The sequence below is a fragment of the Roseibium sp. AWQ4_290 genome, from assembly GCF_056160985.1.
This window is the reverse complement of sequence record NZ_JBSWYG010000003.1, coordinates 130,609-149,478: the sequence shown is the minus strand read 5'-3', so window position 1 is coordinate 149,478 and position 18,870 is coordinate 130,609. Positions and strand designations below refer to the sequence as shown.

At 59.1% G+C, this 18,870-nt stretch carries 19 protein-coding genes; 11 read left to right on the top strand and 8 right to left on the bottom strand.

From position 1 onward, the window contains the following. Positions 1-108: 108 nt before the first annotated feature. The 3 genes from ACXAH0_RS04395 to ACXAH0_RS04385 form a co-directional block, all read right to left on the bottom strand. Positions 109-819 carry a hypothetical protein gene (locus ACXAH0_RS04395; protein WP_475189360.1) on the bottom strand — a complete coding sequence of 237 codons (711 nt, stop codon included), beginning with the start codon at positions 817-819 and terminating at the stop codon, positions 109-111. 155 nt (positions 820-974) lie between these two features. Beyond that, complete coding sequence (locus tag ACXAH0_RS04390) at positions 975-1,640, bottom strand: hypothetical protein (protein ID WP_475189359.1); 666 nt, start codon at positions 1,638-1,640, stop codon at positions 975-977. 188 nt (positions 1,641-1,828) lie between these two features. After that, positions 1,829-2,125, bottom strand: a complete 297-nt coding sequence (locus ACXAH0_RS04385; protein WP_475189357.1) for a hypothetical protein — start codon at positions 2,123-2,125, stop codon at positions 1,829-1,831. A 402-nt stretch (positions 2,126-2,527) separates the two neighbouring features. Between ACXAH0_RS04385 and ACXAH0_RS04380 the strand changes: the two genes are divergently transcribed. Further along, complete coding sequence (locus ACXAH0_RS04380; protein WP_475174047.1) at positions 2,528-3,406, top strand: DMT family transporter; 879 nt, start codon at positions 2,528-2,530, stop codon at positions 3,404-3,406. A 21-nt stretch (positions 3,407-3,427) separates the two neighbouring features. Here the strand turns inward: ACXAH0_RS04380 and ACXAH0_RS04375 are convergent, their stop codons facing one another. The 4 genes from ACXAH0_RS04375 to mtnK are packed head-to-tail and all read right to left on the bottom strand — an operon-like array spanning position 3,428 to position 7,449. Continuing rightward, entirely contained in the window at positions 3,428-4,093 is a 666-nt protein-coding gene (locus ACXAH0_RS04375; RefSeq protein ID WP_475174050.1) for a class II aldolase/adducin family protein, read from the bottom strand. Continuing rightward, entirely contained in the window at positions 4,086-5,036 is a 951-nt protein-coding gene (locus ACXAH0_RS04370) for a sugar-binding transcriptional regulator (RefSeq protein WP_475189355.1), read from the bottom strand. Before ACXAH0_RS04370 ends, ACXAH0_RS04375 begins: the two co-directional genes overlap by 8 nt. 44 nt (positions 5,037-5,080) lie before the next feature. Then, positions 5,081-6,190 (bottom strand): S-methyl-5-thioribose-1-phosphate isomerase, encoded by a 1,110-nt coding sequence (mtnA, locus tag ACXAH0_RS04365; protein ID WP_475189352.1) that lies wholly within the window; start codon positions 6,188-6,190, stop codon positions 5,081-5,083. Continuing rightward, positions 6,187-7,449, bottom strand: a complete 1,263-nt coding sequence (gene mtnK, locus ACXAH0_RS04360; protein WP_475174057.1) for an S-methyl-5-thioribose kinase — start codon at positions 7,447-7,449, stop codon at positions 6,187-6,189. Before mtnK ends, mtnA begins: the two co-directional genes overlap by 4 nt. A 139-nt stretch (positions 7,450-7,588) precedes the next feature. Between mtnK and ACXAH0_RS04355 the strand changes: the two genes are divergently transcribed. From ACXAH0_RS04355 to ACXAH0_RS04320, 8 genes are all read left to right on the top strand, one after another. After that, entirely contained in the window at positions 7,589-9,103 is a 1,515-nt protein-coding gene (locus ACXAH0_RS04355) for a sugar ABC transporter ATP-binding protein (protein WP_475189350.1), read from the top strand. Between the two features lie 10 nt (positions 9,104-9,113). Further along, complete coding sequence (locus tag ACXAH0_RS04350; RefSeq protein ID WP_475189349.1) at positions 9,114-10,127, top strand: ABC transporter permease; 1,014 nt, start codon at positions 9,114-9,116, stop codon at positions 10,125-10,127. A 33-nt stretch (positions 10,128-10,160) separates the two neighbouring features. Further along, complete coding sequence (locus ACXAH0_RS04345) at positions 10,161-11,210, top strand: substrate-binding domain-containing protein (protein ID WP_475189347.1); 1,050 nt, start codon at positions 10,161-10,163, stop codon at positions 11,208-11,210. A gap of 341 nt (positions 11,211-11,551) precedes the next feature. Then, a complete protein-coding gene (locus ACXAH0_RS04340) occupies positions 11,552-11,980 on the top strand; it encodes an FKBP-type peptidyl-prolyl cis-trans isomerase (protein WP_475174065.1) in 429 nt (142 codons plus the stop codon). A gap of 440 nt (positions 11,981-12,420) precedes the next feature. Further along, a complete protein-coding gene (gene sppA, locus ACXAH0_RS04335) occupies positions 12,421-13,407 on the top strand; it encodes a signal peptide peptidase SppA (RefSeq protein WP_475174067.1) in 987 nt (328 codons plus the stop codon). A 15-nt stretch (positions 13,408-13,422) separates the two neighbouring features. Continuing rightward, the gene (gene ihfB / locus ACXAH0_RS04330) at positions 13,423-13,722 is read left to right on the top strand and encodes an integration host factor subunit beta (protein ID WP_475174068.1); all 300 of its coding nucleotides are present in this window, start codon (positions 13,423-13,425) and stop codon (positions 13,720-13,722) included. Between the two features lie 66 nt (positions 13,723-13,788). Next, positions 13,789-14,154: a LapA family protein gene (locus ACXAH0_RS04325; protein ID WP_475174070.1), complete on the top strand. Its 366-nt coding sequence runs from the start codon at positions 13,789-13,791 to the stop codon at positions 14,152-14,154. A 29-nt stretch (positions 14,155-14,183) separates the two neighbouring features. Next, positions 14,184-15,092: an ornithine cyclodeaminase gene (locus ACXAH0_RS04320; RefSeq protein WP_475174071.1), complete on the top strand. Its 909-nt coding sequence runs from the start codon at positions 14,184-14,186 to the stop codon at positions 15,090-15,092. Between the two features lie 415 nt (positions 15,093-15,507). Here ACXAH0_RS04320 and ACXAH0_RS04315 read toward each other — a convergent pair whose 3' ends face one another. Continuing rightward, the gene (locus ACXAH0_RS04315) at positions 15,508-16,182 is read right to left on the bottom strand and encodes a GntR family transcriptional regulator (protein ID WP_475174073.1); all 675 of its coding nucleotides are present in this window, start codon (positions 16,180-16,182) and stop codon (positions 15,508-15,510) included. A gap of 258 nt (positions 16,183-16,440) precedes the next feature. Between ACXAH0_RS04315 and ACXAH0_RS04310 the strand changes: the two genes are divergently transcribed. Both ACXAH0_RS04310 and ACXAH0_RS04305 read left to right on the top strand, forming a co-directional pair. Then, the gene (locus ACXAH0_RS04310; RefSeq protein ID WP_475174074.1) at positions 16,441-17,208 is read left to right on the top strand and encodes a class II aldolase/adducin family protein; all 768 of its coding nucleotides are present in this window, start codon (positions 16,441-16,443) and stop codon (positions 17,206-17,208) included. Between the two features lie 83 nt (positions 17,209-17,291). Then, on the top strand, positions 17,292-18,845 hold the full coding sequence (locus ACXAH0_RS04305) for an ABC transporter substrate-binding protein (protein WP_475189345.1): 1,554 nt from the start codon (positions 17,292-17,294) through the stop codon (positions 18,843-18,845). Positions 18,846-18,870: the final 25 nt, after the last annotated feature.

Here is an 18,870-nt window from a genome sequence, read left to right as displayed (position 1 = left end):
CCTCTGCGCATCTTGCGGATGCAACCCTTAGAAAGTGCATGTTTCATCGTCTTCCCTTCCTTTGCAGTGTTGAAGTTTGTGCCTTTCGGCTCTTCACCCCTCCCCAGATCAGCTGCCTGCTGTCGTGAAGCTCCCGTTCTGGGTGTAGGTGACACTGATGACGGTGAAGCCTTGCGTGAAGTCGCATCTGGCCGCATTCGACGTGTCATATGTGATGCTTTGACCGACACCGAAATCTCCCACCTTTACGAAGAAGACCGGCTCAGGAGCGCACATCACCACGCTGTTGGGTCTTGGAGCGATAAAACTGGACAACATAATGCTGCCGTCCTGGTTGATCGCAGCGCAACCGCAATACAGTTCGGGCGTCGGCATGGACGTATAGGGAGGAACTTCGATACCGAAACTTCCTGCGTCCAATCCGCTCTGAAAGGCGGGTGACGACAGACCGAGTGGGCTCACCGTCATCGTTGTGCTGTTGTTGCTCTGACCCGTGGCGGGGGTCAGATCTATCGGCTGAGCTGCCGAGGTTTGCATTGCCGTCTCAACGCTGTCTGCCAACGAGATCAGAACATTGAAAGCTGCCTCATTGACGGAGAACATCGTGCTTTTCGCGCCGGCATAGGTCTGCTGGTCAAATTCAAAGACCAGCTGCGCCCCAGAGCTCGCATGCGGGGCTAAGGGACCGCAGGCGACACAGCTGGACAAGATCGTGAGGCCACCTCCGGAATTCTGGAATCCCGCTTGTTGTTGAAAGGCGTAAAAGTCTGTGTCCTGGGACCACTGGTTTTCAATGATGATCTTGTATTGCGAGGCCATGTGACACCACCTCCCCCTTACCCGTCATGCCGTTAGAGGTGCTGTGCTATCCGTCCCCTCTTCAATCGATGGCATGAGATTGGCGAGCACCTATTGCAGCCCGGCCATGAGCAGGCCTCTTTGAGCCATCGCCCGCTCATGGCGCACCATCTTGGCTAGGCGACTACAACGGTCGACCAAGTGCCGTTGGCATTCAGCGTGACGTCGATGATCGAGTGCCCGCCCGTGAAATCACACAATGCTGCATTCACACTTGAAGCCGTGAAGTTCATGACAGTTCCAGGCGTGTAGTCGCCGGTCTGAACGTAGTATTTCAGGATAGGCTGGCAGTCCGTGTTGTTGCTTGGATTCGCCACAACGAAGTTCGACAGAGTAATTCCTCCGTTGACCTGGACTGCCGAGCCAACGTTGTAGATCGCCGGCGGCGAATATGTCGGTGTCGTGATACGGAATGCCCCCGGCTGAACACCCGTGCCCGAGGTTGGCTGTGTCAGACCCAACGGGTTCACACTCGCAGTCGTCCAGTCGTTGGCCGTTCCAGCCGCCGGTGCGAGATCGATTGCACGGCTTGCCGAAGAAAAGCCCGAAGACTGGCCAACCTGGGGTGTGCTGTGCGCTTCCTGGATACCCGCGTAATACTGCATGTTCACCTGGAAGGTCAGAATCGACCCGGTTTCGCCGTAGTTGCCCAGGCTCTGCGAAAAGAGACTATTGCTGTAGACCTGCCCTCCACCCGTATAAACTGAAGGTTGTTGAAAAAAATAGAAGCCCTGAGTAGCACTTTCCAAGTTCTTTACATTTATCGTAAGTAACGTAGACATTTTACATATCCTCCAACTCTATTATCTCCCATCAATCAGAATATTATTGATTTTTTCATCAAATCAATTAATCTGATTGCATTTTTATTTTGACTAATTCTTCATATAATTTCCAATAAAAGCAGTTTAGTTCTGGTTGATTCTTTTCCAGTTTTTACCTATGGTTGATTTGCTGAATGTTCGGCCCGCTACTTCTGCGGGATCTCCGCCAGGATGTTCAGCAACAGGCGCGTGACACGCGCCGGTCTCTGTCTGACGCTCTGCAGGAGTTCAAGCTCTTGAGCATTCAGGTGGCCAGGCTCGAGCCAGTCCGGTCCATTGCGCCCAAGAAGCAACCAATCCATTGAAATATCGAGAATTTTTGAGATAGCAGCTGGAGAAATGTCCAACTCAACCGCCAATGCCATTGACTTAAGGTATCCGCGGACTTGCATTGCCTGCTTCAGCCTGTCTCCGCGCTTCCTATCAAGCTCTTCCTTTGTCACTTCACAGCCTCCCTGAAAGGAGCACTAGAAGGTGATATATCTGCACTTGACGTATATGTAATTTATACTCTTTCTAGTTGTTTTTTCCTTTTCTAATTTTTCTCGCGGTTCGCTTCGCATCGATTGCATTCCGCCCGGCCGTTAAAAACCCTTCTCCCAAACAGCCTTCAGGAAATCCTATGGGCATCTCCCATACTCAGAAGAACCGCAAAACCCGCTGATACATAGCGTCATTCCGGCAGCCACTCCCCTCAGCCTATGAGGCGCGGTCGTAGCACACACCCCCAGCCCTTAGATCGCCTTCCTTCAGAACCGAAAGCGCGCAAACCGGACTTGCACGCCCGCGCCCGCTCGGATCTACCGGTCAGGGTCTTCCTGCCTGACCGGACGAATTTTCCGCCAATGCCTGCCCTGTTGCTCTGCCGGATTGCCGGCACCGTTTTTCTTGCCGTGACGCTGATTGTCATTGGCGACACCTGCGGGAAACTGCTCACCTCCAGCGGTGTGCCGCCTCTTTTTGTCGCGTTTTCAAGATTTCTGATCGGCGCCCTGGTGCTGTGGCCCCTGGCCCGGATCAAATGGCATGAACTGGCCGCCTATCAGGACTGGCGGGTGGTCCTGCGGGCGCTCTTTATCATATGCGGGATCTGTTCGATCCTGACCGCCCTGAAGACGGAGCCGATTGCCAATGTCTTCGGAGCTTTTTTCGTCGGTCCGATCATTTCCTATCTGCTGGCGGCGGTCTTTCTGGGCGAACGGCCCACCCGGGTCCAATCCGGCCTGCTCGCGCTCGGCTTTGCCGGGGTCCTATTGGTGGTCAAGCCTGGATTTGACTCGTCAGCGGGCATTTTCTACGCGGTTCTGGCGGGCCTTTGCTACGGCTGCTTTCTGTTCATGACCAAAATTCTGGCCGGAACCATGCGGCCAAGCCTGTTGCTCATGTCCCAGCTTTTTCTGGGCGCGCTTCTGCTGGCACCCATTGGCCTCAGCCTTGATCTCCCTGAACAAGATGGTGTGTTCTGGGCGCTGGTGGTGGTGAGCGCCCTTGGCTCGGCAGCCGGAAACTATTTGCTGGTCCTGGCCAACAAAATGGCCGATGCCAGTCTGGTCGCACCGCTGGTTTACAGCCAGCTGCTCGCCGCCACGCTGCTCGGCATCTTTGTTTTCGGCGACTGGCCGGACGGGCTGGCCCTGATGGGCCTCACCTTGATCGCCGTCTCCGGCTTTGGATCCCTGGCCGCCCGGCGGCATTTTGCTCCTGCTCTGTCCGGCAGGCACTGAAACCCAAGAGGGCGCCGAAGGTCAGGCCGATTTTATGCCGTAATTGGCCACGGCCCCAAGCACCTCGCCGATCTCCGCATCGGACAGGATATGCGGCTGGCCGACCGTGCGGCTGATGCAATAGGCCTTTGCCAGCACTTCCATCTCCTCCAGCCGCCACAGCCCCTTTTCCAGCGTCTCGCCGACCACAACGGCGCCGTGATTGGCCATCAGGCAGCCGTGACGGTCCTGCATGGCCGACGTCACACATTCGGCCAGAGTATCGCTGCCGAACAGGGCATAGCCGGCAAGCGGCACCGAATTGCCGCCAAAAAGCGCGACCATATAGTGGCAGGCGGGGATTTCCATGCGGTTGATGGACAGCGCGGTGCAATGGACCGGATGGGCATGAACCACCGCATGCATGTCTGGTTTTGCCCGCAGCAGTGCCAAGTGGAACTGCCATTCTGTTGAGGGCGGCAGCGGCCCTTCCGCCGGGCCGTCCCCCGCAAGCGGCAGAGAGACCAGCATATCCGGGGTCATGGCGTCATAGGGCACGCCGGACGGCGTGATCACCATCCTGTCTCCGGCCCGGGCCGAGACATTGCCCGAGGTCCCCTGATTGATGCCGCGCCGGTTCATTTCCAGGCAGGTGTCGATGATGGACTGGCGCAGATCGCGCGTATCCGCATAAGGGGTCTTAAGCATTGCCGTCAGCCAGTTTGAGAATGTGAGAGGCGGTGTCGGAACAGGTGGCCACATGGGTCGCATAGCCCCCGCGCAGGGCCGCCAGCATAGGCATGGCCCGGTTTGGGCCTGAGCCCACCAGAAACCCCATGTCCTTGCCGCGCATCTGATCCAGGGTCACCGCGATCATCCGGTCTTCGATCTCCCGTTCCAGGCCGTTACCGTCCTGATCGATCAGGCGGCCGCAGATCACTCCCGTTGCGCCTTTTCGCGCATAGGTGCCGATGTCCCCGGGCTCCAGAAGCCCCGTATGCACCACGTGGCTGTCCGCGCTGCAGGTGCCGCAGGCAAACAGGGTCTTGTTGCAACCGGCCACGGCCTGGAGCTGGTCCCGGATCACCGGTTCCTGTTTCAGCCGTTCGGCCAGGTCCCTGTCGGAGAGAACCAGAGGCACATGAAGATTGATGCAATGGGCGCCATAGCGGCGGGCGAGCGTTGCCGAACAGGTTTCGGCGGCAAAACCGAGAGCAGCGGGCCGGGAGCCGACCAGTTGCACCACCGTCAGGTCCTCAAGCGCCACACGCGGGGCCGCCTCCGCAACCCGGTAGACGGTCTCGCCCCAGGCAACCCCCAACCGGTCTCCCGGCGCCAGCAGGCTGGGCAGCCAATCGGCCACCATGCGCGCGACCCGGTCCAGCGACTGATCGGCGCTACCCGGCGCGGACGGAATGACCGCCGCATCCTGCAGGCCAAAACGGTCTGCAAGCCTGCGGGCAAGCTCCTGATCGCGGAAGATGGAGCTGTCCAGGGAAATGCGTACATAGTCCCGCTTGCGCGCTTCCTGAAGGTGATTGACCACGGTGGCCCGGGAAATACCCAGGCGGGCGGCAATCTCGTTCTGGTTCAGGCCGTCCTGATAATAGCACCAGGTCACCTCGATGATTGCCTCTTCCTGGTTGCGCACGCGGGCTCCGGTCCCGCGCGCTCCAGATCCCGCCGGGACCGGGCTCATGCGCTCTCGGCGGTCTTGGACAGGTCCGGGAACAGCCCGGCCAATCCTGCCGGAGAGGCTTCGCACACGCCCCGCTCGGTGATCAGACCGGTCACCAGATGGTTCGGCGTGACGTCAAAGGCCGGATTGCCACCGGATGTGCCCCGGGGCGTCACCTGGACGTGGCCGATCCCGCCTTCTTCCGTCAGTCCCTGAATATGGGTTACTTCCCGGGTGCTGCGCTCTTCGATCGGGATTTCTGCAACGCCGTCATCCACGGTCCAGTCGATCGTGGGCGATGGGAGCGCCACATAGAACGGCACATTATTGGCCTTTGCGGCAAGCGCCTTCAGATAGGTGCCGATCTTGTTGCAGACATCACCGCGCCGGGTGGTTCGGTCCGTGCCGGTGATGACCAGATCCACCTGGCCATGCTGCATCAGATGCCCGCCCGCATTGTCGGTGATATAGGTGTGAGCAATGCCATGGCTGCCCAGTTCCCAGGCGGTCAGGGCGCCCTGATTGCGCGGCCGCGTCTCGTCAACCCACACATGGATCGGCACTCCCGCATCATGGGCCTGATACATGGGACTGGTGGCCGTGCCCCAGTCTACCGTGGCGATCCAGCCAGCATTGCAATGGGTGAGAATGTTCACCGGTTGTCCCGCCGGTTTGCCAGCAGCAATCTTGCGGATGATCTCGAGCCCGTGCTGGCCGATGCTGCGGTTGATCTCCACATCCTCATCGGAAATTTCATGGGCGAGGTTGAGCGCCGCCTGCCCGCGCTCGGCCTCCGGCAGGGGTAAAAGATAGTCCCGGCACCGGTTCAGCGCCCAGCGCAGATTGATGGCGGTGGGCCGGGTCTTTTCCAGAAAGGCCCAGGCTGCGTTCAGGCCCGCATCGGAGGGGTCCAGCTTTGCGGCAAGCGCCATGCCATAGGCGGCTGTGGCCCCGATCAGGGGCGCGCCGCGCACCCGCATTTCGACAATCGCATCGGCGAAATCGTCCAGCGTCCCGACCTGCTGGACCCGAAAGTCATGGGGCAGCCAGCGCTGGTCGATGATCTGAAGAGCCCCCTTGTCCGCATCCCACCAGAGCGAACGGTAATGGGTTCCGTTGACCTTCATATGATATCCCTTTTGTTGAAACGGCGGGCCAGCGTGAGCAAGGCATCCCTGGACGTTACCGCCCTGGGCGTCAAGACAAGCTCGGCCCCCATCTTCAGATTGCGCGCTTCCAGACGGGCTTTCAGACCCTTGTCCTCGATCTCTTCAAAATCCGCGTTGTGGGCAAGCGACAAAGTGCGCCGGTGCATTTCAATCCCGCAGAACCCCATCGCCTCTGCCAGGATGCCGGATAACAGGGCGGCGCAAGCGGGCTGTGACGACAGCCCCTGCGCTTCGAACAGGGCATGCGGATAGAGCATGCCGGTCCGTTCCGTCGCCCAGAGGTTCAAAAACTCTGCCTCAAAGGCCTGCAGAGTGTCCGCAATCACGAACAGGATCCATTCCTGATAGCTGTCCAGGTCCGAAGCCGGCCGATGGGCCGGCTGGCTGAAATAGGCCATCAGGAAATTGGCCAGCAACATGCCGAGATCAAAGCCCATCGGCCCGTATTGCACAAATTCAGGATCGATCACCCGGCTTTCGGTGCCGGTCGACATGATCGAGCCGCTGTGCAGATCTCCATGGACCATGGTTTCGGTGTTGGAGGCAAATTTCATCAACAGCCGCTGCACCTTAGCCTTCAATTCGCCGTTCAGGCGGAGTTGCTTGACCACCGGATCCAGCTCCGGCGTGTGATGGTTCATCTCCGCTTCAAAATAAGGGTCGGTGAAGACCAGCGCCTCTGTGATCGCCGGGATTTCGACATTTCCCGAAAAGAGCCCGACATCCTTCTTCTTGTCCGCGCTCTTCAGGGAGAGTTCGGAGCCGCGGAAGGCGGTTCTGGCGCAGAAAGTGCCGAGAAACGTGCCCAGCCCCTCAACGGTCTCTCCTTCGATCAGCTTGCGGCGCAGGATCTTGTGGGGCGCAAGAAATTCCATGACGATCAGCGCCTGCTCTTCGTCAAAATGATAGACTTCCGGTACCGCGCCCGGGTCCCGCTGCGCCTGGCGGACAAGCGCGTGATACTCGAAAAAGGCACGATAAAGGGGCAGCGGCCAGCTGTCTCCGACCAGACGGACATAGGGCAGCGCCTGTTTGACAATCACGGTTCCCACCGGGCCTTCCACAATGAATACCAGATTGAGATTGCCGTCCCCGACCTCGCGCACGGTCCAGGAGGCTGGATCTTCTCCCACACGCTGAGCAACGGCCGCGACCGGCGCCAGGCGGTCGCCCAGGCTTTCAGGGGTCAGGGGCTGATACTGTTCCGGCGTTTCCATGACTGTCTTTTTCCTCCCTGTTGCGGCCCGATAATGGGCAAGATTACTCAAAAGTCAACCGAGTTGACAAATGCCTATCTTGCATGCTGTAACTCCGGACAACGAGATGGGAGCTCGTTCAAAAAATATGGGAGGAAAGGTGCAAAACGTCACCTGCAGGCTCCGCCGTCTGGAAAAGTCTTTTGGACGAAATCACGTTCTGAAAGGCATTGATCTGGACCTGCGGGCCGGAGAAGTCACCGCACTTATGGGTGCCAACGGGGCTGGCAAGTCCACGCTGGTGAAGGTCTTGTGCGGCTATCACCACGCGGATGCCGGGACCATTGAGCTGGGCGGTGCCCCCTTTGCCCCGGCCGACGCTGCCGATGCGATTGCCAAGGGCGTCGTCACCGTGCACCAGTCCATTGACGACGGAGTGATCCCCGACCTCGATGTGGCCACCAACCTGACGCTTGACCGGCTGACCGAGCCGGGCGCCGGACTGTTCGTCAATGACAGGGCCCTGCGCCGTCAGGCCCGCGAGATTGCCGGCAGCATGGGCCTGACCATGGATGTGCGCATGCGGGTTGCGGACCTGGATGTGGCCGACCGGCAGATGATTGCCATTGCACGGGCCATGGCCCGCGCGCCAAAGCTGCTCATTCTGGATGAGCCAACCTCGTCCCTGTCCTCTTCGGAGGCGGAGCGCTTGTTCGCGCTGATTGACCGGCTGCGCGCCGACGGGGTGGCCATTTTGTATATTTCTCACCGCATGTCCGATATCCGCCGCATCGCCGACCGGATCATATCCATGCGCGACGGCGCCATTTCCGGGGTCTTTGACACCGAGCCGCTGGACTATGTGGGCGCGGTGAATGCCATGCTTGGCCACCAGATGACCGAAGTCGATATCGAGCCCGTCTCCGGCGGGGACCCTGTGCTGCAGCTGGAGGGTGTGAAGCTATTCGACCACAGCGCCGGGATCGACTTCACCGCTTTTGAAGGTGAAGTCATTGCCTTTACCGGCCTCCTGGGCAGCGGCAAGACGCGGCTTGCGGAGATCATTTTCGGGCTGGCTGCGCCTGCCGCCGGAGGCCTGCGCCTGGATGGCAAGGCCTATCGGCCGGAAGGTGCCGGAGATGCGGTCTCGCAAGGGGTGTTCCTATCCCCCAAAGACCGAAGCGAAAATGCAGTCGTGCCGGATTTTGACATTTCCGACAACATGACACTGCCGTTCCTGAAAGCCTTCAGCCGGGCCGCGTTCCTGAGCGACGCCGCCCAGCGCAAGGCTGCGGACAGGATGATCGGCAGGATCGGCATTGTCTGCCAGCACAATTCGGACGGGATCGGCACGCTGTCCGGCGGCAACCAGCAAAAGGTCATGATCGGCCGCTGGCTGCTGCAGCCCTCCCGCGTGCTTCTGCTCGACGAGCCTTTTCAAGGGGTCGATATCGGCGCGCGACGGGATATCGGCCACCATATCCGCCAGACCGCACCGGGCCGGACCACCCTCGTTTTTGTCGCGGAAATTGATGAAGCCCTCGAAATCGCCGACCGGATCATTGTCCTCAACGAGGCGGCGGTTGTTGGCGAATATGTGAACAGGAATGTCGATCTGAACAGCCTGGTTGCCGATGTCTCCGGCCCCAGCCCGCAGATGGCACTTGCAGGATGAAATGGACCGCATGAACAAGACCGCACTCGACTATGCCATCAGATACGGCTTTTTGATCCTGCTTGGGGGCCTTGCCCTGTTTTTCTCGCTTTATGCGAGCGGCTTCGCCAGCCCGCGCTCTGCAGTGTTTGTCCTGCAATCCGTTGCCATTACCGGCATTCTCGCCCTCGGTGTCACCTGCACGCTGGTGGTGGGCGGCTTTGACCTGTCCATCGGTTCGGTCGCCACCTCGGCCCTGATGCTGTCCGCCTATACGATGGTGATCCTGGAGCAATCCGCCTTTGTGGCGGTCGCCCTGTGCCTGGTCATGGGCGCCCTTGTCGGCCTGGCGAACGGGCTTCTGATTGTGAAGATGCGTGTGCCGGATCTCTTGGCCACCCTTGGCATGATGTTTCTTCTGATCGGACTTCAGCGCATTCCGACCCAGGGCAACTCGATTGCCACCGGCATGAGCCTTGCGGACGGCTCGGTTGCCGAAGGCACCTTTTCAGCCGCGTTTCTGTGGCTCGGACGTCACCGGTTCGACCTCTTTTTGGACCGGCTGCTGCCGGTACCGGTGGTCGTCTTCCTGCTGATCGCCCTCCTGATCTGGCTGTTTCTGGGCTACACACGCCATGGCCGCCTCATGTATGCCATCGGCTCCAATGAACGGGCCGCCGGACTGGTGGGCACCAATGTGCACCGTTACAAGATCACCGCCTATATGATCTCAGGCATGCTGGCTTCCGTTGGCGGTATTCTGCTGGCGGCCCGGCTCGGGCGCGGGGACATTGCTTCCGGCAACAACCTGCTGCTCGACAGCGTGGCCGCTGCCCTGATCGGCTTTGCGGTTCTGGGCGCTGCGCGGCCGAACGCGTTCGGAACAGCGGCGGGCGCCCTGTTTGTCGGCATCCTGCTGCAGGGCCTGACCATGATGAACGCCCCTTATTACATGCAGGACTTCGTCAAGGGCGCCGTGCTCGTCGCCGCCCTTGTCTTCACATTCTACCTGTCGTCGCGGCGCGGCGGCAGGCGAACAGCGTGACGCCGGTCCGGCGCCATTAACGGGAGGAAAAAAATGCTAAGACGTGAGTTCGTGAAACTGGCCGTTGCGGCCTCGCTTGGCCTTGGGGGCAGCCTCAGCGGCGCCGCTCTTGCCGCCGACATGCCCGCCCCTTTCGACAAACCGGGCGAGGTGAAAATCGCCTTGGTGCGCTACCTGTCGACCGGGGACTTCTTTCAGTCCTATCTTTCGGGCGTTGAACAGCAGGCCCAGGCCCTCGGCGTGGATCTGCGGGTGCTGGACAGCCGCCAGGACGCTGCGCTCCAGGCCGACATGGTGGATCAGGCCATTGCCCTTGGCGTGGACGGCATCATCATCCAGCACGGCTTGACTGAATCCATGAAACCGGCTGCCCAGCGCGCCGTTGAGGCCGGGATCAAGGTGGTTGCATTTGATGTGAACGTGGAAAACGATGCCATCCCGCAGGTCGAACAGTCCGACTACATGCTTGGCAAGCTGGCGCTGGAACAGGCCATCAGGGACAATGGCACAAATTTCACCGCAGGCTATGTCTATGTGCCCGGCATTGCCCCGCTCGACCGGCGGGACGTTGCCTGGAAGGAAGTGAAGAAGGACAATCCGGGCATCAAGGAAGCGGCCATGTTCGGCACGCTCGACAACCCGATTGCCAATTCGGTGGCCAACCAGGCGCGGTCCGTACTGCAGGCCCATCCGGATATCAACGTGGTGTTCGCGCCCTATGACGAATTTGCCAAGGGCGTGAAGATTGCCGTTGACGAAGCCGGTCTCAATCAGGACATCAAGATCTATTCCGCCGATGTCTCAACGGCGGATATCTCCGCCATGCGCGAACCGGACTCCGCTTGGGCGGCCACTGTGGCCACCAACCCGGCCGTGGTCGGCGAGGTGAGTGTGCGCACCCTGGCCCTGATGCTGGCAGGAGAAGATCCGGGCAAACAGGTGATCGTCCCGCCGACCCTGATCACCCAGGAGTTCCTGAACGAACAGGACGTGCGCAACATGGAAGACCTGGGCAAGAAGATGCCCCAGTTCCAGCATGCAAATGTGTCCGTTGCCGAATGGATTCCGCTGCCCAAACGCTAATCACCTGAAACTGAAGTTCGCCAGATTTCCCGGTGCGCTCCGAACGAACTTCAGATTCAAGAAGGTGACTAGCAAGTTTATGTTTCTAGTGTGGTTTTCGAATTTGAAATACACTCCGGCGGTTACTGCCAAGATGAGTCGTATTTCAGATTCAACACACTAGGCTGAATTGACAATAGAGTTGAAAAACCCGGCTTGAAATGCCGGGTTTTCTTTTTCTAACCTAAGGGACACAACCCTTTACATTTGCTCCATGCTCTTTAGGCTGGGAAAAATACGACGAGTACCCGCCAAAAGGAAGCGGCCTCAAAACCCACCCCAGACAGAATTGCGACCCCATCATGACCGAAGCCAAAAATGGCGACACGGTTCGCCTGCACTATAAGGGCACCCTGGATGACGGTTCCGTCTTCGACAGTTCGGAAGGACGCGAGCCGCTGGAATTCACTGTCGGCTCGGGCCAGATCATTTCCGGCCTCGACAAGGCCATTCCCGGCATGAAGATCGGCGATGAAAAGACCGTGCGCATGGAAGCCGACGAAGCCTATGGCCCGCACAACCCGGACGCCCGCCAGTCCGTGCCACGCACGACCATCCCGGCCAATGTGCCGCTGGAAATCGGCCTGCAACTCCAGGCCCAGACCGAGAACGGTCAGACCATGTCGGTCACTGTTGTCGAGATTTCCGGCGACGAGGTGGTACTGGACGCCAACCATCCGCTGGCGGGAAAGGCATTGACCTTCGAAATCCAGCTCACAGGCATCAACTAGAGCCTCGGGCGATAAGTCAGCACGATTTAACCGGATCTGCTTTGTCTGCTGAGGAGGCGGATTGCGCGATGTGGTGTTTTCCCTCCACACATGCGATCCAACGATGTCAGCGGGCAAAGGAGACCGGCCCTCACCCTGCCGGGACCACTCCAAGGCCGCTGTTCAGCGCCCGTTGGAGCCGCTGTCGTCAAGATGCTTGAAACCGTCCTCCCGGACTTTTCCCGGTGTTTCAAAGCTCTTGCACGGGATTCCGGGCTCACAGGCAGGCCAAGCGGCCGCTTTTTTGATCAATCTGTCCAGAAGTGTCATTTTCGCCATCACTTTGCCCGAAACTGCGGCATTGTGTTCGAGCCGTATTTATATTCAATTGCATTTTTGAACTTTGTGTTCCTATGTAGGTTATTGGTTTTCATACGATCTTGCCGGGAGATGCCCTGTTCATGCCTGTAGATGTTGATGCGCTGGTGGATAGACGACGGTTGCGGCGCAAGGTGACGTTCTGGCGCGCGGCGACCTTTGTCGTGATCGCAGCTGCCCTTCTGGGCTCCCTTGCCTATGTGTCCGGCCTGTCCGGACTGTCCAAACGCTCGGCTCATATCGCTCGCATTCCGATTGAAGGCGTGATCATGGAGAACCGGAAAACGCTTCAGATGATCGAAAAGATCGGCAAGGCCGATGCGGTCAAGGGCGTGGTGATCTCGATCAACTCTCCCGGTGGCAGCACCACCGGCGGCGAAGCGCTGTATGAAGCGCTGCGCGAATTGTCGCAAAAGAAACCGGTTGTTGCCGAGATCCGCACGGTGGGCACCTCCGCAGGCTACATGGTGGCGCTGGCCGCCGATCACATTGTCGCGAGGTACAATTCCATCACCGGCTCCATTGGCGTCCTGTTCCAGTTCGGCAATGTGCAAAAACTGCTTGAGACGGTGGGCGTCAAGATGGAAGCGGTCAAGAGCGCGCCGCTTAAGGCTGAACCCGACTTCTATTCCGAGGCAACTCCTGAAGCACGGGCCATGCTGCAGTCGCTGGTGAACGATTCCTATGACTGGTTTGTCGGCCTCGTGGCCGAACGCCGGCAACTGGCCGCCGTCAAGGCAAAAGCCCTGGCAAATGGCCGCATTCTGACCGGTCACAAGGCGCTGGAGGAGAAGCTCGTCGACGCCATTGGCGGCGAAGACAAGGCGGTGGAATGGCTGGTCTCGGAAAAGGGCGTTGCGAAAGACCTTCCTATTGTCACATGGACACCAAATGAAAACCTGGACGAACTGCCATTTTCCGCCCGGATCTCCCGGGAATTCGGAAAAGGGATCGGATCGGCTCTCTTAATCCCTTTTGATGATGCTAAGGGGCTGATTCCTCGAGGTCTTACGCTTGACGGGCTCGTATCTGTTTGGCAGGCTTCAGACGCGGCAGATAATAAACAGTAATCGAGGGGGCTTTTCATGATCAAATCGGAACTGGTACAGCACATCGCAGAACAAAACCCGCACCTTTACCAGCGGGACGTCGAGAATATTGTCAACGCCATCCTCGATGAGATCACGGAAGCCCTGATGCGCGGGGACCGGGTCGAACTGCGCGGCTTCGGCGCGTTTTCCGTCAAGAACCGTCCGGCCCGGACCGGACGCAATCCGCGCACCGGCCAAAAGGTGGAAGTCGACGAGAAATTCGTTCCCTTCTTCAAAACCGGTAAGGAAATGCGTATACGTTTGAATGACGGGGTCGATCACGGCGACGACTGAGGCAGGGCTTTGCCGCAGTGCCTGACCACCGACATGTGACGAGACATATATCCGGGGGAGACCGCTTTGACCCGCTTCATCAGGAACCTGATCCTTCTTGCCATTGCGGCGGTTCTGGTCCCCCTCTCCGTGGCCAACCGTCACACGGTATTCCTGTCGTTCAACCCGTTCGATCCCCAGGACCCCCGCCTGACCCTGACCGGCGTTCCCCTGTTCTGGGTGATTTTCGCCAGCCTTGGTGTCGGCATCCTGGTGGGAGGCATGGGCGCCTGGGCCAAACAGGGCCGCTGGCGCAAGGAAGCGCGCCTCAAGCGCCGCGAAGCCGACAAGTGGCACAAGGAAGCCGACCAGCTGCGTGAGATGACGGCCGCAGCCCCTGCCGCCTCAAACGCCAAGGGACTGCTGGCACCGGGCAAACGCTCGGCCGCCTGACGCGCAGACTGTTCCATCACGGAGCATGAATGCGAATTATTTCCACCGACGAAATCGATGCCTGTCTGGAAGACCGGGAGGTTCTGGAGACCCTCCGGCGTGGTTACCGGTCCACCACCATCGCACCGTTTCTTCCCGATCAGCCTATTGCACGGCTGCGTGACCAGACCGGCCATCTCTCGCTCCAGCCCGCCTGGACCGATTTTCCCGCCCAGAACGATGTGACACGGGGCTATGTGGGCTGCGGCCTGTCCCTCAGCCTTCCCGAATCCGAGGAATTCCGGTCAAATCTCTATCTCCTGTTTTCCGGGACAGGGGGCCAGCCGATTGCCATTCTGGACGGCATGAGGCTGGCAGTGTGGCGCATGGCAGGGCTCCACGCACTTGCCGCTGCCTATCTGTCCCGGGAGGACACCTCGCGGCTGCTCGTGATCGGCGACAATCCGCGTCTGCCGCGCATGCTCTCCGCCTTTGCCAGGGTGCGCAACCTGACCTCCGTCTTGTGCCTGGGAACCTCGGCGGAGGTCCGGCGCAAGATCGCCCTTCAACCGGCACTTGCCAATGTCAGCCTGGGGGAAACCAGCGAACTTGACGCTGCTCAGGACGGAGCCGACATGATCTGCATTGCCGGACCCGATTGGCAGTCGGGCGCCTATGAAGCACTGCGGTTTCTTGACCCGCCCGCCGGATGCCATATCGATGTCGCCGATCCGGACGCAGACCTCACCGGGGAGCTTCTGGACGACGCCAGGCTCTTCACCTCGGACCTAGCAGCCCCGCCGCTTCCGGACCTGGAATTTGCCGCTGATCTGGCTGATCTTGCCAAGGGCAGCAAGGCGGGCCGCCGCTATTATGGCCAGCGGACCCTGTTTCTGCCTGGTGCCAGAACAGGCCTTGCCGACCACGCTCTCGCCGCACACATTTTTTTGAGGTCATAAGATCTGGAACTTTTGCGTGTAGCCCCGATATATGCGGTCAGAGGGGGCAGACCTTGAAAGCAGATGCTTAAAGACCTGTCTGATCTGGAGCTTGCAGCCGCAAATTCGCACTGCCTTTTTTCCGCCTGACATTCCTTGATGTTGGCGCGGCAAGACAGTCCGGTAGAACCAGAAGAACGCACAGCACTCCAGAGACCAGCTGGACCAAAGCGCGCTTTCCAACCGTTTTGCAAAGGAGCAGAACATGTTGACGACCCTTGCCTATTCGGCAAGCCTCCCCGCGATTTCCATCGGGCTGATCGTGTTCGTGTCAGCCACTTCGGGGCTTGTCTACTGAGACAGTTCGGGACTTGTCTCCTGACACTGCGGCGGCGTGGCCGGCTTTTACCGCCGCAGCCTCTCAGAGGAGCGAGCCTTAATCCTCATCGTCATCAGACAGGGTGCTGAACAGATCCACAATCTGATCCCGCGCATAGCCGATGTGATATTCCAGCGCACCGCGCAGTTCGTCACGGCTCCGGCGCTCCAGGGCTTCGATGATCGGTACATGGGTTTCGGCGATCCGCTGCGGATCGTCATAAAGTTTCCCGATCAAGGTAATACCGGCGGTCAGTTCCACAGCCAGGTCGTCATAAGTTTTTAACAGGCGCGCATTGCCGCTGAACTCGCACAGCATGCGGTGAAACCGGAGATCTTCAAAAATCTGCTCTTCGGCCGTTTTGCTTTCGGCCATTTCGAAAAGTTTCGCCAGTTGCGCTTTCAGGCGGTTCAGTTTCGCCTCATCGAGATCCCGCAGGGCAAGATCGACGCCGTGCAATTCCAGGGCCATGCGCAGCTCGTAAATATCCTTCAGATCCGTGGCCGTAAGCGTGCGCACAAAAAACCCGCGCCGTGGGCTCGACACCACCAGACCCTGGCTTTCCAAAAGACGCGCGGCCTCGCGGACCGGGGCGCGGCTGGTGCCGAATTCCTTTGACAGCCGCAACTCAGTCAACCGTTCGCCCGGCTTCAAGCGCCCCTCCGTGATGGCCCTGGCAATCTGCCGGGCGATCTGACGCACGAGATCAGTGGTGGTGACGGTTGAGAACATGCGGTCTTTCCAATCTTGTCGGACGACCGTTTATACCGGCAACGCCCGCTGCTTTGAACAGGTCTTCTCCGGACCTGAAAGCGCATTTCGTCCCTGGCCAGGGCCTGCTCCGCAATACGGCAGAATGCCTAATTTATGTTTATTGTCGACAATTGACAATCCAAAGTTTGCATGGTTGCCTTAAGGAACTTCAGAGGGCCGGGCATCACGTTCCAATATCCGATGCGCGTTCAAAGGCCCCATTTCCAAGGCGGACGCATGACAGTTTCACCCATTCCCTCCTCTTCACCGGCCAAAGAGCGGCTTGAACTTGCTGCGGCCTACCGGCTGATTGCCCACTTCCAGCTTGATGACAGCATCTTCACCCATATTTCGGCAAAGGCCCCGGTGGAGGAAGGCGAGAATGCCTTTCTGATCAATCCTTATGGGTTTCGTTTTGACGAAGTGACTGCCAGCAATCTGGTCACCGTGGATGTGGACGGCAAAGTGCTGAACGATCCTTATGGCGCGGGGATCAATCAGGCCGGGTTCACCATTCACAGTGCGGTACATGCCGCCAAACCCGATCTGCACTGTGTTCTTCATACCCACACCGTGGCCGGGGTTGCCATCTCTTCCATGGAAGAAGGGCTGCTGCCGCTGAACCAGTGGTCGCTGCAATTCCACGGCCGTCTGGCCTTTCACGATTATGAGGGCATTGCGCTCGATCTCGCAGAACGGGAACGGCTGGTCGCCGATCTTGGCACACGCAAGGTGATGGTATTGCGCAATCACGGCCTTCTGACTTGCGGCCACTCGGTGGGGGAAGCCTTTTCCCTAATGTTCAATCTGGAACGGGCCTGCCGGGCACAATTGGCGATCATGTCCTCCGGCGGGACGCCCCGGCCGGTCGGCGGGGATCTGGCGGAGAAGACCGCCCGTCAATATGAGGCCTGGGGCGACCAGCACTCCAGCAAGAAGGCCGATCCCGAATGGGACGCTTTCCAGCGCCTGGCCCTGAAACACTATCCCGATCTTTCGACATAAGCCGGACAACCGGCACCTTCCAGCACAAAGATTTCCGGCACAGATCAAAACCAAGAGCCGGCAGCCAAAGGGGACTATGAACTATGAAAAAGCGTTTGGCCGCGCTCGCGGCATGCCTTCTGCTTTCCACCAGCGCAACATTTGCAGATCCCGTTTCCGGCGGGCGCGCCAATGTCGTTATTCAGCCCGAGCCGCCCGGGCTTATGCTCGGCGTGGTTCAGAACGGCCCGACCCAGATGGTGGCCGGCAATATCTATGAAAGCCTGCTGCGCTACGACGATAAACTGCAGCCGAAGCCACAACTGGCCAAGTCCTGGGAGATTTCGGACGACGGCCTGACCTACACGTTCCATCTTTATGACAATGTGAAGTGGCATGACGGCGAACCGTTTTCCGCAGACGACGTGGTCTTCTCAGTCGACACGTTCTTGCGGGAAACCAATCCCCGCCTGCGCGCTTCCCTTACCCATGTGGACAGCGTAACGGCGCCGGACGCCAGCACGGTGGTCTTCAAGCTGAAGCAGCCCTTCGGCCCGTTCATCGGCATTTTTGAATCCGGCACTATGCCAATCGTGCCCAAGCACATTTATGAGGGCACGGACTTCAAGACAAATCCGGCCAACAATACTCCGATTGGCACCGGTCCATTCAAATTCACCGAATGGGTCAAAGGCTCCCATATTCTTCTGACGAAGAACGAGGACTATTATATCGACGGCCTGCCCTATCTCGACGAGATCTACTGGCATGTTATTCCGGATGCTGCCTCCCGCGCGGTTGCCTATGAAACCGGTGTGGTCGATATCCTGCCAGGCGGGTCCGTTGAAAACTTCGATGTCGGCCGCCTGACTGCCCTGGACAACACCTGCGTCACCGACAAAGGTTGGGAGTTCTTCGGGCCGCTGTCCTTCCTGTGGCTCAACAACCGGGAAGGCCCGATGGCCGATAAACGCTTCCGCCAGGCGGTCATGTTCGCCATGGACCGGGGCTTTGCAAAGGACGCGCTCTGGAACGGTCTCGGCAAGGTGGCCCAGGGGCCGCTTTCCTCTTCCACCCGGTTCTTTTCCGAAGATGTGGCCCACTATGACTACAATCCGGAAAAGGCCAAGGCCCTACTGGCAGAGATGGGCTATGACGGCACTGCCGTCCGGCTGCTGCCCCTGCCCTACGGGGAAACCTGGCAGCGGTGGGCGGAGGCCATCAAGCAGAACCTTGAAGAGGTCGGTATCAAGGTCGATATGGTCGCCTCTGACGTGGCTGGCTGGAACCAGAAGATCAGCGAGTGGGATTATGACCTCGCCTTCACCTATCTCTACCAGTATGGCGATCCGGCCCTGGGCGTGTCCCGGACTTATATCTCCTCCAACATTGCCAAGGGCTCACCCTGGAACAATGTGGAAGGCTATGAGAACCCCAAGGTGGATGAGCTGTTCGCCAAGGCTGCAGTGACCGCCTCCCAGGACGAGCGCCAGAAATTGTATACGGAGGTCCAGCAGATCCTGACGGAGGATGTTCCGGTTGCCTGGCTCCTGGAACTGGGCTTTCCCACCATCTACCGCTGCAATGTGAAGGATCTCGTCACCACCGCCATCGGCGTCAATGACGGGTTCCGGGACGCCTATATCGACAAGAACTAGGCGCAGTGCCTGATCGGGGCGGTGG

Coding starts and splice junctions, on each gene's coding strand:
- ACXAH0_RS04395 (WP_475189360.1), bottom strand. CDS start 819: ATGGCCTCGCAATACAAGATCATCATTGAAAACCAGTGGTCCCAGGAC.
- ACXAH0_RS04390 (WP_475189359.1), bottom strand. CDS start 1,640: ATGTCTACGTTACTTACGATAAATGTAAAGAACTTGGAAAGTGCTACT.
- ACXAH0_RS04380 (WP_475174047.1), top strand. CDS start 2,528: ATGCCTGCCCTGTTGCTCTGCCGGATTGCCGGCACCGTTTTTCTTGCC.
- ACXAH0_RS04375 (WP_475174050.1), bottom strand. CDS start 4,093: ATGCTTAAGACCCCTTATGCGGATACGCGCGATCTGCGCCAGTCCATC.
- mtnA (WP_475189352.1), bottom strand. CDS start 6,190: ATGAAGGTCAACGGAACCCATTACCGTTCGCTCTGGTGGGATGCGGAC.
- mtnK (WP_475174057.1), bottom strand. CDS start 7,449: ATGGAAACGCCGGAACAGTATCAGCCCCTGACCCCTGAAAGCCTGGGC.
- ACXAH0_RS04350 (WP_475189349.1), top strand. CDS start 9,114: ATGAACAAGACCGCACTCGACTATGCCATCAGATACGGCTTTTTGATC.
- ACXAH0_RS04345 (WP_475189347.1), top strand. CDS start 10,161: ATGCTAAGACGTGAGTTCGTGAAACTGGCCGTTGCGGCCTCGCTTGGC.
- ACXAH0_RS04340 (WP_475174065.1), top strand. CDS start 11,552: ATGACCGAAGCCAAAAATGGCGACACGGTTCGCCTGCACTATAAGGGC.
- sppA (WP_475174067.1), top strand. CDS start 12,421: ATGCCTGTAGATGTTGATGCGCTGGTGGATAGACGACGGTTGCGGCGC.
- ihfB (WP_475174068.1), top strand. CDS start 13,423: ATGATCAAATCGGAACTGGTACAGCACATCGCAGAACAAAACCCGCAC.
- ACXAH0_RS04320 (WP_475174071.1), top strand. CDS start 14,184: ATGCGAATTATTTCCACCGACGAAATCGATGCCTGTCTGGAAGACCGG.
- ACXAH0_RS04315 (WP_475174073.1), bottom strand. CDS start 16,182: ATGTTCTCAACCGTCACCACCACTGATCTCGTGCGTCAGATCGCCCGG.
- ACXAH0_RS04310 (WP_475174074.1), top strand. CDS start 16,441: ATGACAGTTTCACCCATTCCCTCCTCTTCACCGGCCAAAGAGCGGCTT.
- ACXAH0_RS04305 (WP_475189345.1), top strand. CDS start 17,292: ATGAAAAAGCGTTTGGCCGCGCTCGCGGCATGCCTTCTGCTTTCCACC.